The 14,233-nt window shown below is 72.8% G+C and carries 11 protein-coding genes; 3 read left to right on the forward strand and 8 right to left on the reverse strand.

Features of this window, described 5'->3' with window-relative positions; translation table 11 throughout:
* Nucleotides 1-50 precede the first annotated feature (50 nt).
* The 4 genes from narI to AMIR_RS10235 are packed head-to-tail and all read right to left on the reverse strand — an operon-like array spanning nucleotide 51 to nucleotide 6,572.
* Entirely contained in the window at nucleotides 51-752 is a 702-nt protein-coding gene (gene narI, locus AMIR_RS10220; protein WP_015800872.1) for a respiratory nitrate reductase subunit gamma, read from the reverse strand.
* The gene (gene narJ / locus AMIR_RS10225; protein ID WP_015800873.1) at nucleotides 749-1,372 is read right to left on the reverse strand and encodes a nitrate reductase molybdenum cofactor assembly chaperone; all 624 of its coding nucleotides are present in this window, start codon (nucleotides 1,370-1,372) and stop codon (nucleotides 749-751) included. The genes narI and narJ overlap by 4 nt, the downstream gene beginning before the upstream one ends.
* The gene (gene narH, locus AMIR_RS10230) at nucleotides 1,369-2,904 is read right to left on the reverse strand and encodes a nitrate reductase subunit beta (protein ID WP_015800874.1); all 1,536 of its coding nucleotides are present in this window, start codon (nucleotides 2,902-2,904) and stop codon (nucleotides 1,369-1,371) included. Before narH ends, narJ begins: the two co-directional genes overlap by 4 nt.
* On the reverse strand, nucleotides 2,904-6,572 hold the full coding sequence (locus tag AMIR_RS10235) for a nitrate reductase subunit alpha (protein WP_015800875.1): 3,669 nt from the start codon (nucleotides 6,570-6,572) through the stop codon (nucleotides 2,904-2,906). The genes narH and AMIR_RS10235 overlap by 1 nt, the downstream gene beginning before the upstream one ends.
* 109 nt (nucleotides 6,573-6,681) lie before the next feature.
* On the opposite strand from AMIR_RS10235, the gene AMIR_RS10240 reads away from it, so the two are divergent.
* Entirely contained in the window at nucleotides 6,682-7,875 is a 1,194-nt protein-coding gene (locus AMIR_RS10240; protein WP_015800876.1) for a nitrate/nitrite transporter, read from the forward strand.
* A gap of 171 nt (nucleotides 7,876-8,046) precedes the next feature.
* Here AMIR_RS10240 and AMIR_RS10245 read toward each other — a convergent pair whose 3' ends face one another.
* Genes AMIR_RS10245 through AMIR_RS10255 form a run of 3 tightly spaced genes read right to left on the reverse strand, consistent with a single transcriptional unit; the run spans nucleotide 8,047 to nucleotide 9,482 of the window.
* Nucleotides 8,047-8,475: a hypothetical protein gene (locus AMIR_RS10245; protein ID WP_015800877.1), complete on the reverse strand. Its 429-nt coding sequence runs from the start codon at nucleotides 8,473-8,475 to the stop codon at nucleotides 8,047-8,049.
* 53 nt (nucleotides 8,476-8,528) lie between these two features.
* Complete coding sequence (locus AMIR_RS35450) at nucleotides 8,529-9,221, reverse strand: DUF7669 domain-containing protein (protein WP_015800878.1); 693 nt, start codon at nucleotides 9,219-9,221, stop codon at nucleotides 8,529-8,531.
* 42 nt (nucleotides 9,222-9,263) lie between these two features.
* Nucleotides 9,264-9,482 carry a hypothetical protein gene (locus AMIR_RS10255; RefSeq protein ID WP_143760687.1) on the reverse strand — a complete coding sequence of 73 codons (219 nt, stop codon included), beginning with the start codon at nucleotides 9,480-9,482 and terminating at the stop codon, nucleotides 9,264-9,266.
* A gap of 17 nt (nucleotides 9,483-9,499) precedes the next feature.
* Here AMIR_RS10255 and AMIR_RS10260 point away from each other — a divergent pair, with 17 nt between their 5' ends.
* Complete coding sequence (locus tag AMIR_RS10260) at nucleotides 9,500-9,805, forward strand: hypothetical protein (protein WP_041836679.1); 306 nt, start codon at nucleotides 9,500-9,502, stop codon at nucleotides 9,803-9,805.
* A 183-nt stretch (nucleotides 9,806-9,988) separates the two neighbouring features.
* Nucleotides 9,989-11,434, forward strand: a complete 1,446-nt coding sequence (argG, locus tag AMIR_RS10265) for an argininosuccinate synthase (RefSeq protein ID WP_015800881.1) — start codon at nucleotides 9,989-9,991, stop codon at nucleotides 11,432-11,434.
* Between the two features lie 76 nt (nucleotides 11,435-11,510).
* On the opposite strand, the gene AMIR_RS10270 is transcribed toward argG, so the two are convergent.
* Complete coding sequence (locus AMIR_RS10270; protein WP_015800882.1) at nucleotides 11,511-14,090, reverse strand: family 78 glycoside hydrolase catalytic domain; 2,580 nt, start codon at nucleotides 14,088-14,090, stop codon at nucleotides 11,511-11,513.
* Nucleotides 14,091-14,233 lie beyond the last annotated feature (143 nt).

A 14,233-nucleotide genomic window follows, 5' to 3' on the forward strand; every position in this document is an offset into this window, starting at 1 on the left:
AAAGACCCGCCCGCACCGGGGTGCGAGCGGGTCTCCGGGGGAGAAAAGGGTCAGCGGCGCGCCATCGGGCGCCTCGGGGTCGTCGACCTGCGGCGGTACACCACGTACGGGCGCCACAGGTACGCGATCGGGGCCGACCACACGTGCACCAGCCTGGTGAACGGCCAGATCGCGAACAGCAGGAACGCGCTCAGGGCGTGCAGCTGGAACACCAGCGGGACGTCCACCATCAGCAGCGGGTCCGGGTTCAGGGCGAACAGGCCCCGGAACCACACCGAGATGGTCTCCCGGTAGTCGTAGCCGCCCTTGAACAGCTGCTCCACCACCGTCGCCGTCACGCCCATGGCGACCACGAAGCCCAGCACCGCGAACAGCACCTTGTCCGACTTCGTGGTGGTGCGGTTGATCCTCGGCTCCAGGACGCGGCGCGCGATCAGCAGGCCCAGGCCCACCACCAGCATCACCGCGGCCACGCTGCCCGCGCCCACCGCCATCAGGTGGTACAGGTGCTCGGTGATGCCGACGAACTCCGTCACCGCCTTCGGCACCAGCAGGCCCATGGCGTGGCCGCCGATCGCGGCGAACGCGCCCAGGTGGAACAGGGGCGAGCCCCAGCGCAGCCAGCGCCGCTCCAGCAGCTGCGTGGTCCGCGTGGTCCAGCCGAACTGGTCGCTGCGCCAGCGCCACACGTGGCCCACCACGAACACCGTCAGCGCCGCGTACGGGAAGACGACCCACAGCAGGGTGTTCACGCCCGCACCTCCATTCCGGTCAGGTAGTCGGGTGGCGCGAAGGGGGCCAGGCCCACGTCCTCCACCGGCGGCCCCTCCAGGGCCAGTTCCCGCATCGCGGTCTTCTCCTCCTCGCCCAGCTCGGGGAGCAGGGCGCACAGCGCCTCCAGCAGGTCCGCGTACGGCGAACCGGCGTCGGCCAGCCCGGCGCGGATCAGCTCCAGGCCCGACCGGTGCTGGCGCAGCGGCGCCTCGCCCGCGCCCGGCCCCAGCAGGGCGGCGAACTCGCACACCACCGGCAGGTAGTCCGGCAGCTCGTCCTCGGGCGGGGTCAGCGACGCGGCGCGGTAGCGCTGCTTGAGCACCAGCATGGCCATGCCGCGCTTGCGGGTGTCGCCGTGCAGGTAGTACGTCAGGTACAGGCTGGTGCGGCGGCGCAGGTCGAACGTGCGCACGTAGTGCTGCGCCAGCTCGAACGGCTCCTGCTCGCGGTACCAGGCCAGGAACCGCTCCAGCGGCTCGCGCGCCGGGCCGTCCGGCGCCTCGGAGACCGCGAACGGGCCGTCCTCGGGGTACTGCAACAACGTCGCCAGCAGCTCGAACGTCTCGGCCCTACCGGGCTCGGCCTGCTTCGCCCTCACCGCTTCACGCCCTTCCTCGGCGGCGCGCTCAGCGACAGCGACACCGCGCCACGTCCGGGAGCCTCGCCGCCCATGCCCGGACCGCCCTCGCCGTCCAGCGGGCACCCGGTCTCCAGGCCCGCCAGCCGCGCGGCGTCCTCCTTGTGCGCCGGCGGGATCACGTACCGGTCCTCGTACTTCGCGATGGCCAGCAACCGGTACAGGTCCTCGACCTCCTCGGCGGTCAGGCCGATCGAGTCGAGCAGGCCCTGGTCGACCGTGCCGTCGAGCGAGCGGTTGCGCATGTGCCCGCGCATCCCGGCCAGCTTCATCAGCACCCCGGCCACCACCTCCGGGTCACCGGCGGTGAACAGGTTCGCCAGGTACTCCACGGGGATGCGCAGGTCGCGGATCGCGTGGAACACGTCGTCCGGGTCCGACGAGTCGCCGTCCACGGCGGTGACCGCGTCCAGCACCGGCGACAGCGGCGGGATGTACCAGACCATGGGGGCGGTGCGGTACTCCGGGTGCAGCGGCAGCGCGACCTTGTACTTGCTGATCAGCGCGTGCACCGGCGACTGGCGGGCGGCCTCCAGCCAGTCGTGCGGAATGCCCTGGGCCAGCGCCTCCCTCGCGATCTCCGGGTCGTGCGGGTCCAGGATCAGCGCGCGCTGCGCGTCCAGCAGGTCCTCCGGGTCCGGCACGCTCAGCGCGGCGGTGACCGCGTCCGCGTCGTACAGCACGATCCCCAGGTACCGCAGCCTGCCGACGCAGGTCTCCGAGCACACCGTGGGCTGCCCGGCCTCCACGCGCGGGAAGCAGAACGTGCACTTCTCGGCCTTGCCCGTGACGTGGTTGAGGTAGACCTTCTTGTACGGGCACGAGGACACGCACATCCGCCAGCCCCGGCACTTGTCCTGGTCCACCAGGACGATGCCGTCCTCCTCGCGCTTGTACATCGCGCCCGAGGGGCACGCCGACACGCACGCGGGGTTCAGGCAGTGCTCGCACAACCTGGGCAGGTGGAACATGAAGGTGCGCTCGAACTCGAACTTCACCTTCTCCCGGATGCCCTCCAGGTTCGGGTCGCCGGGGGCGTGCTCGGGCGCGCCGCCCAGGTCGTCCTCCCAGTTGGCGCCCCACGTGATCGCGGTGTCCTCGCCGGTCAGCAGCGACTTCGGCCGCGCCACCGGGGTGTGCTCGCCCGCGGGGGCGCTCAGCAGCGTGTCGTAGTCGTAGGTGATCGGCTCGTAGTAGTCGTCGATCGAGGGCATGTCCGGGTTGGCGAACAGGCTCAGCAACCGCTGGGTCCTGCTGCCGCCGCGCAGCCGCAGCCTGCCCTTCCGGTCGAGCTCCCAGCCGCCCTTCCAGCGCTCCTGGTCCTCGTACCGCTTGGGGTAGCCGATGCCGGGCTTGGTCTCGACGTTGTTGAACCAGGCGTACTCCACGCCCTCGCGGTTCGTCCACGTCTGCTTGCAGGTCACCGAGCAGGTGTGGCAGCCGATGCACTTGTCGAGGTTCATCACCATCGCCACCTGAGCCATGACGCGCATCAGTACTCCACCTCCTGCGAGCGGCGGCGGACCACCGTGACCTCGTCGCGCTGGTTGCCGGTCGGTCCGTAGTAGTTGAACGCGTAGGTGAACTGGGCGTAGCCGCCCACCAGGTGCGTCGGCTTGAGCAGCAGGCGGGTCAGCGAGTTGTGCACGCCGCCGCGCTTGCCGCCGATCTCGGTCTTCGGCACGTTCACGTTGCGGTCCTTGGCGTGGTAGACGTACACGGTGCCCTCCGGCATCCGGTGCGAGACCACCGCGCGGGCCACCACGACGCCGTTGCGGTTGTAGGCCTCCACCCAGTCGTTGTCCGCCACGCCGATCCGCTCGGCGTCCTGAGTGGACATCCAGATGTCCGGGCCGCCGCGCGAGAGCGCCAGCATGTGCGCGTTGTCCTGGTACTCCGAGTGGATCGACCACTTCGAGTGCGGCGTCAGGTACCGCACCGTCACCTCGGCGCGACCGGGCTCGCCCAGCTGCTGCGAGCCGAACCGGCGGTGCATGTTCAGCGGCGGCCGGTACACCGGCAGCTGCTCGCCCAGCTCGGTGAGCCAGTCGTGGTCGACGAAGAACTGCTGGCGCCCGGTCAGGGTGTGCCAGGGCTTGTCCCGCTCCACGTTGATCACGAACGCCGAGTAGCGGCGGCCACCGGTCTCGCTGCCCGACCACTCCGGCGAGGTCAGCACGGCCTGCGGGCCCTTCTTGGCCTCCTGGTAGGAGATCCGCTTGCCCTCGTTCTCCTCGGCCAGGTCCGCGAGCTTGGTCCCGGTGCGCTTCTCCAGCTGCTTGAAGCCCTCCACCGCCAGCCTGCCGTTGGTGGTGGCCGACAGCGCCAGGATCGCCTCGCACATGTGCTCGGCGGTGGCCAGCGACGGCCGGTTGTCGCCGCGCACGCCGTTGGTGCGGCGCAGCAGCTCGATCTCCGGCTCGGGGTGGTAGGTGATGCCCTTGGTGGTCAGGCCGAGCTTCTCCAGCAGCGGGCCGACCGAGCGCATCTTGTCGGCGGTGGCGGCGAAGTCGCGCTCGATCACCACCAGCTTCGGCATGGTGCGGCCGGGGATCGGCTCGCAGTCGCCGTTGCGCCAGTCCAGCACCCGACCGCCGGGCTGGGCCATCTCGTCGGGGGTGTCGTGCGCCAGCGGCACGGCCAGCACGTCGGTGCGCTTGCCCAGGTGGGTCTTCGCCAGCTCCGAGTAGTGGTCGGCCAGGCCCAGGAACACGTCGTAGTCGCTGCGCGCCTCCCACGGCGGCGCGATCGCCGGGTTGAAGGCGTGCACGAAGGGGTGCATGTCCGTGGACGACAGGTCGTGCTTCTCGTACCAGGTCGCGGCGGGCAGCACCACGTCCGCGAACAGGCCCGTGGACGTCATGCGGAAGTCCACCGCCGTCAGCAGGTCGAGCTTGCCCTCGGGCGCCTCGTCGTGCCAGGTGACGTCCTGCGGCCGGTTCCCCTCCGCCGTCTCGGCGCCGCGCACCTGCGCGTCGGCGCCCAGCAGGTGCCGCAGGAAGTACTCGTTGCCCTTGCCCGAGGAGCCGAGCAGGTTCGCACGCCACACGGTCAGCGCGCGCGGGAAGTTCGCCGGGTTGTCTGGGTCCTCCGCCGCGAAGTTCAGCCTGCCCGCCTTCAGCTCCGACACCACGTGGTCGGCCACCGGGACGCCCGCGTCCTTCGCCTCGTCGGCCAGGTCCAGCGGGTTGCGGTCGAACGTGGGGTGCGAGGGCAGCCAGCCCAGCCGGGCGGCCTGCGCGTTGCAGTCGGCGAACGACTTGCCCTGCAACATGCCCGTGCCCAGCGGGGTGGACAGCTCGTCGGCCTTGAAGCCCTCGTAGCGCCACTGGTCCGTTGCCAGGTACCAGAACGCGGTGCCCGCCATGTGCCTGGTCGGCCGCTGCCAGTCGAACGCGAACGCCAGGTGCTGCATCCCGGTGACCGGGCGCGCCTTCTCCTGGCCCACGTAGTGCGCCCAGCCGCCGCCGTTGCGGCCCTGGCAGCCGGTGAGCAGCACCAGCGACAGGAACGCCCGGTAGATGGTGTCCGAGTGGAACCAGTGGTTCGCGCCCGCGCCCACCACGATCATCGAGCGGCCCTGGGTGCGCTCGGCGTTGCGGGCGAACTCGCGGGCGATGCGCGCGGTCGTCGCGGCGGGCACCGAGGTGATCTCCTCGGCCCAGCCGGGGGTTCCCGGGGCCTCGGTGTCCTCATAGGACTTCGGCCACTCGCCGGGCAGGCCCTCGCGGCCCACCGCGTAGCGCGCCATCACCAGGTCGAAGACGGTGGTGACGAGCATCCCGTTCACGCGCGTGGCGGGCACGCCCCGGCGGACGATGCCGCCGCCCTCGGTCTCGCCGACGTCGAAGCGCGGCAGGTCGATCGCCACCGCCTCGGTGGTCAGCGCCGCGTTGTCGCCGTGCAGGGTCAGCGCGGGCGTGACGCCGTCCAGCTCCAGGTTCCACCTGCCCTCGCCCTGCTCGCCCCAGCGGTGCCCGAGGGAGCCCTGCGGCACGACGGCCTCGCCGGTCTCCTCGTTCAGCAGCACCGTCTTGAACTCGGCGTTCTCCACGTCCTGGCCGAGGTCGGCGGCGGTGAGGAACTTGCCGGGCACGAACGCGTCGCCGCGCTCCTCCAGGCGCACCAGGAAGGGCAGGTCCGTGTAGCGGCGGGTGTACTCCGAGAAGTACGGCACCTGCCGGTCGCGGAAGAACTCGGTCAGCACCACGTGGCCCATGGCCATCGCCAGCGCGCCGTCCGTGCCGGGGTGCGGCGCCAGCCAGTCGTCGGCGAACTTCACGTTGTCCGCGTAGTCCGGGCTGACCGCGACGACCTTCGTGCCCTTGTACCGGGCCTCGGTGAGGAAGTGCGCGTCCGGCGTGCGGGTCACCGGGATGTTCGAGCCCCACATGACCAGGTAGCCGCTGTTCCACCAGTCCGCCGACTCGGGCACGTCGGTCTGGTCGCCCCAGATCTGCGGCGAGGCGATCGGCAGGTCGGCGTACCAGTCGTAGAACGACAGCAGCGTGCCGCCGATCAGCGAGTGGTAGCGGGTGCCCGCCGCGAACGAGGCCATCGACATCGCCGGGATCGGCGAGAAGCCGACCACCCGGTCCGGGCCGTACGCCTTCGCGGTGTGCACGTGCGCGGCGGCGACGAGCTCGTTGACCTCGTCCCACGTCGAGCGGATCAGGCCGCCCTTGCCGCGCGCCCGCTTGTAGCGGCGCGACTTCTCCGGGTCACCGGTGATCTCGGCCCAGGCCAGAACCGGATCGCCCAGGCGCGCCTTCGCCTCGCGCCACATCTTGAGCAGCACGCCCCGCACGTACGGGTAGCGGACCCGTGACGGGGAGTAGGTGTACCAGGAGAACGAGGCGCCTCGCGGGCAGCCGCGCGGCTCGTACTCCGGCGAGTCCGGCCCGACCGACGGGTAGTCCGTCGCCTGGTGCTCCCACGTGATCAGGCCGTCCTTGACGAACACCTGCCACGAGCACGAACCGGTGCAGTTGACCCCGTGCGTGGACCGGACCACCTTGTCGTGGGCCCACCTGTCCCGGTAGAAGCGCTCCCACTCCGCCTGGTCGATCCGGTGCACGGTCCTGCCGTCGGCCGACACCTCCCCCCGCGCGAAGAACTTGCGCCCGCGCGGTCGAGGGCGGTCCACCCCTGTGCTGTCCATGTGCCCAGTGCACCGCGTGCGTTGCTCCGTTTGGAGGGACCTAAGTCCTCTCCCGGCACGGCAGTTGCTCACTTACCGCGCGCACCGGGCCGGGCGCAGTGTTCCGGGTATGACTGGATCGGACTCTGCTCACGACCGCACCCGCTGGGTGGTCCTGGTCATGGCCGCCCTCGGATTCGCGGTGAACTTCTGGGCCTGGGCGCTGCTCAGCCCGTTGGGACCCCTGTACCGCGAGGAGCTCGGTCTCACCTCCTTCCAGCAGGCGCTGCTGGTGGCGGTGCCGGTGATCGTCGGCTCGGTCGGTCGCATCGCGGCCGGTGTGCTCACGGACCGGTTCGGCGGCCGGATCATGTTCCCGGTGGTGTCCGCCGCGACCATCGTCCCCGTGCTGTACCTGGGCTTCAGCGGGCAGTACTCGCTGACCGGGCTGCTGGTCGGCGGCTTCTTCCTCGGCATCGGCGGCAGCGCGTTCGCCGTCGGCGTGCCCACGGTCAACGCCTGGTTCCCGCCGGAGCGGCGCGGCACCGCGCTCGGCCTGTTCGGCATCGGCATGGGCGGCACCGCGTTCAGCGCGCTGACCACCGTGCCGCTGGTCACGGCGGCGGGCAAGACCGCGCCGTTCATCGTCACCTCGATCGTGCTCGCGGTGTACGCGGTCGCCTCCTACCTGCTGATCCGCGAGGCCCCCGGCCGCACCAAGCCGACCGGCTCGGCGGCGCACCGGCTCCTGGCCGCGGCGAAGCTGCCGATCACCTGGCAGGCGTCGGGCATCTACGCGCTGTCGTTCGGCGGTTACGTGGCGATGTCGGTCTACCTGCCCACGTACCTGAAGACGAGCTACGAGCTGACCCAGGCCGACGCGGCCAACCGGATGGCCGGTTTCGTGGTGCTGGCGGTGATCGCCCGCCCGCTGGGCGGCTGGCTGTCGGACCGGGTGGCGCCCGCGAAGGTCCTGAACATCACGCTGGTGGCGGTCGTCGCGGCGGCGGTCGTGCAGGCGTTCACGCCGATGCTGATGCCGATGGGAACGGCGGCGTTCCTGGTGCTGGCGGTCGCGCTCGGCGCGGGCAGCGGCGCGACGTTCGCCCTGGTGGCGATCATGGCCCCGGCGGACCAGGTCGGCTCGGTGACGGGCATCGTCGGCGCGGCCGGCGGGTTGGGCGGGTTCGTGCCGCCGCTGATCATGGGGGCGCTGTACGGGTCCTACGGGTCGTACGGCGGCGGGTTGGCGCTGCTGGCGGTGGCCGCGGCGGCGACGGTGCTGGTGGTGCGGTCGTTGTCGCGGAGCCCGCAGGTGGTGTGAGGGGGTTGGTTGGTGGGGGCGGCCCGTGCGGGTCGCCCCTTCTCGCTGCTCGGGGCGGTCGGGCTGGGGTGCGCCGACCGTGAGGTGGGGGCGCGAGCACGACGGGGCGGTGACACCATCGGGTGATGGCCCCGGCCCCGCGACCTCGGGTGGGTCGCGGGGCCGCTCGGGTCAGAGCATCGGCGGCAGGAGGCGGTAGCTCTCGGTGTAGTAGTCGCCGGTCCTGGTGCGGTAGTCCTCGTGGTCGGCGCCGTCGGTGAACTCCGGGGCGTCCTTGATCTGGTCCTTGGTGCGGTCGACGTGGACGGTGCGGTTCTCGTGGTCGACGCGCTCCACCGTGCCGATCGGCAGGACCACCTTGCGGCCGAAGATCCACGGGCCGGTGTCGACCACGAGGCAGTCGGCGGGGACCTCGGCGTCGTCCTCGTGGACCTTGCCGATGCCGCCGTCGGTGGCCTCCACCGAGTAGCCCACGAAGGGGCTGCCGGGGCGGGCCTCGGTGCCGGTGTCGGGGCTGGTCTCGGCCTTCGGCTCCTTGTCGCCGACGTGCAGCCACGACGGGTCGCGCCACGCCCACGGGTAGAACAGGTTCGGGTACACGGTGACCTCCGTTGGTCGGTTACACCGAACGGGGTACCCGGTGCGGTGAGCGGTTACGCGTGGCGAGTGCGGCGGTAGCGGCCCCGGTCCACGCGCTCCAGGTCGTCGTGCGGGGTTGAGGTGTGGACGGGGGAGTTGCGGCACAGGTGGGAGGTCACCATCGTGCGGATCGTGGACTCCGCGTAACCGGTGCCCCTGCGGGCCATCTCGGCCGTGATCTCGGCCAGGGTGAACGTCGTGCCGCCGGAACGGGCGAGCACGGCGTCCACCGCCGACAAGATCTCCTCCCGCGCGCCCGTCTGGAAGCCGCGCCGCCTTGGCGTGGCGGGCAGCGGGTCCACCAGGCGCACCTCCAGGCCGAGCAGCGGCGACGGGAGCAGCACGGCGGTCGTGTCGCGTCCCCTGGGCAGCGACGCGCGCAGGTGGTCCGGGGCGATCAGCACGAGCAGGCGGTCGACGTCGCCGGGGCGCGCGACCAGGTGGTCGCGCCGTCGCTCCAGCGCGGGCGGGGTGAGCGGGAGCACCGGGGCGATCAGGGCGGCCCGGCCCGCGTGCTCCACGCGCAGCTCGGGGCCGTCCGCGCGCAACCCCGTAGCCGGGACGCCCGAGGCCACCAGGGCGCGGGCGGTCGCCAGGCGCGCCACGTCCCCGGTGAGCAGGTCGCCCAGCCCGACCGCCGCGTGCGCCCGCAGCTCGGCCGCGACCGCCTCCCACGGCGCCCGCCCCAACCACGGCCGTCCGATCACCCACGCCTCCCACGTCACCCCCGCGAGCGCGGGGAACCCCGATCAGGGCAGGTGCACGGCTGCGCTGGTCGAGGCTGCGAAGAAGTCCGGCGTGCCGTCGTGCACCGCGCGCCACCGGCCCGACACCGGCTGCCCCACGTTCCCGTGGCGCTTGTACGAGCCCCTGTGGAACTTCTGGGTCACCCCGGTCTCGGACCGCTCCACGCGCACGGTCGGCCCGGACGGCAGGAACGACGTGGAGAACTGGAGGAAGCCCTCCACCACCCCCGTCGTCGGGCGTGCCGATCGTCGTGCCCCCGCCGCCCCGGCCGCACGACGCGCCACCCCAGTTCGCGCACCGCCGCGCCGAGACCTCGCCACGCCCGGTCACCGGCGTCCAACCGTCGTCGGTCTGCCGGAGCACCACCCCCGTGATCCGGTGCGCCGGGCCCGCGGGCACGGCCGTCGCCGGGCTGACCTCGGCGACGATCTTCGTGGTGATCGACTCCGCCGCTGCGGCCGGTGGCGCGATCGTGGTGGCCGGCGCGAGTGCCGCCAGCGCGCTGACGAGCTTCATGCGCGCCCCTCCGGGGTGGGGTTCGTGACGCTCCGGACGCCGGTTCTTCGTGGCGCGGGCGCGCGGGGTTACGGTTCGGGTCGGTGTCGCACCGAACGGACCGCGGCCGAGCAGGCGGGAACGGGTGAGCCGCGTCACCTTTTTGCGGTCGGGCAGGGGAAACGACCCACCCGCTGTGAATGATCATGCATTCCTGTGCATAATTGTCGACGTGTCCAAAGTGCTCACTTCCCTCCCCGCCGGCGAGCGGGTCGGCATCGCCTTCTCCGGTGGCCTCGACACCTCCGTCGCGGTCGCGTGGATGCGTGAGAAGGGCGCGGTGCCGTGCACGTACACCGCCGACATCGGCCAGTACGACGAACCGGACATCGCCTCGGTCCCCGGCCGCGCCGCCGCGTACGGCGCCGAGCTGGCCCGCCTGGTCGACTGCCGCGCCGCGCTGGTCGAGGAAGGGCTCGCGGCGCTGGCCTGCGGCGCGTTCCACATCCGCACCGGCGGTCGCACCTACTTCAACACCACCCCGCTCGGCCGCGCCGTGACCGGCACCATGCTGGTGCAGGCCATGCTCGACGACGACGTGCAGATCTGGGGCGACGGCTCCACCTACAAGGGCAACGACATCGAGCGGTTCTACCGCTACGGCCTGCTGGCCAACCCCGCCCTGCGGATCTACAAGCCGTGGCTCGACGCCGCCTTCGTCACCGAGCTCGGCGGTCGCACCGAGATGTCCGAGTGGTTGCAGGCGCGCGACCTGCCGTACCGGGCCAGCACCGAGAAGGCCTACTCCACCGACGCCAACATCTGGGGCGCCACGCACGAGGCGAAGTCGCTGGAGCACCTGAACACCGGGCTGGAGATCGTCGAGCCGATCATGGGCGTCCGCTTCTGGGACCCCGAGGTCGAGATCCCCACCGAGGACGTGACCGTCGGCTTCGAGCAGGGCCGCCCCGTCACGATCAACGGCAAGGAGTTCGGCTCGGCCGTCGACCTGGTGCTGGAGGCCAACGCGATCGGCGGCAGGCACGGGCTCGGCATGTCCGACCAGATCGAGAACCGGATCATCGAGGCCAAGAGCCGGGGCATCTACGAGGCCCCCGGCATGGCGCTGCTGCACGCCGCGTACGAGCGGCTGGTCAACGCGATCCACAACGAGGACACGCTCGCCTCGTACCACAACGAGGGCCGCAAGCTCGGCAGGCTGCTGTACGAGGGCCGCTGGCTGGACCCGCAGGCGCTGATGGTGCGCGAGTCGCTCCAGCGGTGGGTCGGCAACGCGATCACCGGCGAGGTCACGCTGCGGCTGCGGCGCGGCGAGGACTACTCGGTGCTCGACACGTCCGGGCCGTCGTTCAGCTACCACCCGGACAAGCTGTCGATGGAGCGGACCGAGGACTCGGCGTTCGGGCCGGTGGACCGGATCGGGCAGCTGACGATGCGGAACCTGGACATCGCGGACTCGCGGGCGCGGCTGGAGCAGTACGCCGGGCTGGGCATGGTCGGCAGCGGGCAGTCGACGCTCATCGGCGCGGCGCGGGTCGCGCCGACCGAGCTGATCGGCACGCTGCAGGAGGGCGGCGCGGAGGCCATCGCGTCGCGCGGGCAGGTCGACCACGCTGAGCTGTTGGACCGGGCGGCGATGGAGTCGGGCACGGACTGACGCCGTTGGGCCGCAAGGCTGAGCGCCACGAGGCTCAGCGCTGGAAGGGGTCGGGGAACCGGCCCCTTCCAGCGTCTCACCACACGTGCACCGCGTCCGCCCGCACCGCCCGGCACGGCACCGTGAACCGGTGCCGCCCCGGCCCCACCTCCTGCGGTGGCGCGCCCGGCAGGTCCAGGACCGCGCGGGTTCCCGTCGGGGCCACCACGTCCACCACCGCGCGTTCGCCCGAGCGCCGCCACGCCACGCGCGCCCGACCGTACGGCGTCAGGTGCTCCGCCTCCGCGCTCACCAGCCCGCCGCCGAACCTCGGCGCCACCCTGATCACCCGGTAACCGGGCGCGCCCGGCGCCAACCCCGCCACCGCGCGGTGCATCCAGTCCGCCACCGAGCCCAGCGCGAAGTGGTTGAACGAGGTCATCTCGCCGGGGTTCACCCGCCCGTCCGGCAGCAGCGCGTCCCAGCGCTCCCACACCGTCGTCGCACCCCGCTCCACCGCGTACAGCCACGACGGGCACTCCCGCTGGGTCAGCAGCAGGTACGCGTCGTCCAGGTAACCGTTGTCCGCCAACGCGTCCAGCACCACCGGCGTCCCCGCGAACCCCGTCCCGACCCGGTGCCCCTCCGCCCGCACCAGCCCCGCCAACCGCCGCGCCACCCGCGCCCGCTCCCGCGCGGGCACCAGCCCGAACCGCAGCGCCAGCGCCAACCCGGTCTGCGTGCCGCCCTGGTCCGGGAACGCCCGCGCGAACCCCGCCGTCACCCGCCGCGCCAGCGCGCGCAGCCGCACGGCGTCCCCTGGAGCGCCGATCAGGTCCGCCACCTGCGCCAGCACCCGCGCCGACCGCGCCGCGTACGCCGTCGCCACCACCGCCGGATCGGTGCGCGCCTCGTGCGGCCGGTCCGGCGGCGCGGCCGGGTCCAGCCAGTCGCCGAACTGGAACCCCCGCCGCCACACCCCGTCCTCGTCCAGCGCCCGCTCCACCCGCCCCACCCACGCCCGCGCGCTCGGGTAGCTCGACCGCAGCACCTCCAGGTCCCCGAACCGCTCCCACAGCACCCACGGCACCAGCACCGCCGCGTCACCCCACAGCGCCACCGGCCCGTCACCCACCCCGGACCCCAGCGGCACCGACGGCACCACCAGCGGCACCGTGCCGTCCTCCGCCTGGTCCACCGCCAGGTCCGCCAGCCACGACACCAGCGCGCCCGCGCAGTCGTGCAGGAACGCCGCCGCGGGCGCGAACACCTGCACGTCCCCGGTCCACCCCAGCCGCTCGTCCCGCTGCGGGCAGTCCGTCGGCACGTCCACCCAGTTCCCCCGCGCGCTCCACACCACGTTCTCGTGCAGCCGCTCCAAATCCGGGTCCGAGCACCGGAACCACCCGGTCCGCCGCAGGTCCGTGCCGCACACCGCCGCCACCACGTCCGGCGCCCCCGACAGCCCGGTCACCTCCGCGTACCGGAACCCGTGGTAGGTGAACGACGGCTCCCACACCGCCGTCCCCGCCCCCGGCGCGTACCGGTCGGTGGCCCGCGCCCCGCGCAGGGTCCGCGTGCACAGCTCGCCGTCCTCCAGCACCTCCGCGTGCCGCACCACCACCTCCCGCGCGGCCCCCTCGTCCACCCGCAACCGCAGCCGCCCCACCAGGTTCTGCCCGAAGTCCAGCAGGTGCCGCCCCCGCCCCAGCGAGGTCACCGCCACCGGCCGCAGCAGCTCGGTCCGGCGCACCGGCGGCCCGGTCGGCGCGACCAGCGTCGCCAGGTCCCGCTCCACCACCTCGACCGCGCCCCACCCCGAGTCGTCGAACCCCGGCTCCGCCCACCCGCCGGGGTGCCGCCGCGCGTCGAAGTGCTCCCCGTCGTACAGACCCGCCGACACCAGCCCGCCGGTCCCGGCCCGCCACCGCTCGTCGGTGCCCACCACCTGCCGCGAGCCGTCCTCGCCGACGACCTCCAGCTGCACCAGCGCCGCCAGCCGGTCCCCGTACAGCGCGCGCCGCCCGGAGAACCCGAGCCTGCCCCGGTACCAGCCGTCCGCCAGCGCCACCCCGAGCGCGTTGCGCCCGTGCCGCAGCAGCCCGGTCACGTCGTGCGTCCGGTACCGCAGCCGGCGCCGGTAGCTGGTCCACCCCGGCGCGAGCACCTCGTCGCCGACCCGCGACCCGTTGAGCAGCACCTCGTGCACGCCTTGCGCGGTCGTGTACAGCCGGGCCCGCACGATCGGCGCGCGCACCGCGAACTCCCGCCGCAGCAGGGGAGGGCGGCGTCCGGCGACCGGAGACACCATGCGTGCCACCCAGTCCGAGGGCCGCAGCAGCCCGGCCTCCACGAACGACGGCGCGCTCCACGGGCTCGGTGGCCCCTCGTCGCCGCGCACCCGCACCCGCAGCTCCCTGCGGTCCCGCGAGCCCAGCGGCCCGGCGGGCCACGGCACCAGGCTCGACCCGTCCGACTCCACCCACCCGGTCGGCTCGCCGCCCACCTCGACCTCGTACGCCCGCTGCACCCACCCCGCCTCCGCCGCCGTGGTCCACGACAACCTCGGTTCCGGCTCGCCGATCCCCAGCGGTGTCCGGTGGTGCTCGACCACCGGCGCGGACGGGAACGGGACGTGCCACTGGGCCGTGGAGCGGACGTGCGGGACGTGGGGCACGGATCGACCTCCTGGGGTTGGCGTGACCCCCTGTCCTATCGCCTGCGCGGGTGGTGGGGCAGACCCTGATGGGGGACACCCCCGCGTTGCGCAGCAGCGCGAGACCACAAATCGCGCACCGTGGCCCCGCGCTGCGGCTCGAT

The organism is Actinosynnema mirum DSM 43827 (genome assembly GCF_000023245.1).
Lineage (GTDB): Bacteria > Actinomycetota > Actinomycetes > Mycobacteriales > Pseudonocardiaceae > Actinosynnema > Actinosynnema mirum.

Excerpts from the sequence above, each read along its gene's own strand:
- narH (WP_015800874.1), bottom strand. The coding sequence starts at position 2,904 with ATGCGCGTCATGGCTCAGGTGGCGATGGTGATGAACCTCGACAAGTGC.
- AMIR_RS10235 (WP_015800875.1), bottom strand. The coding sequence starts at position 6,572 with ATGGACAGCACAGGGGTGGACCGCCCTCGACCGCGCGGGCGCAAGTTC.
- AMIR_RS10240 (WP_015800876.1), top strand. The coding sequence starts at position 6,682 with ATGACTGGATCGGACTCTGCTCACGACCGCACCCGCTGGGTGGTCCTG.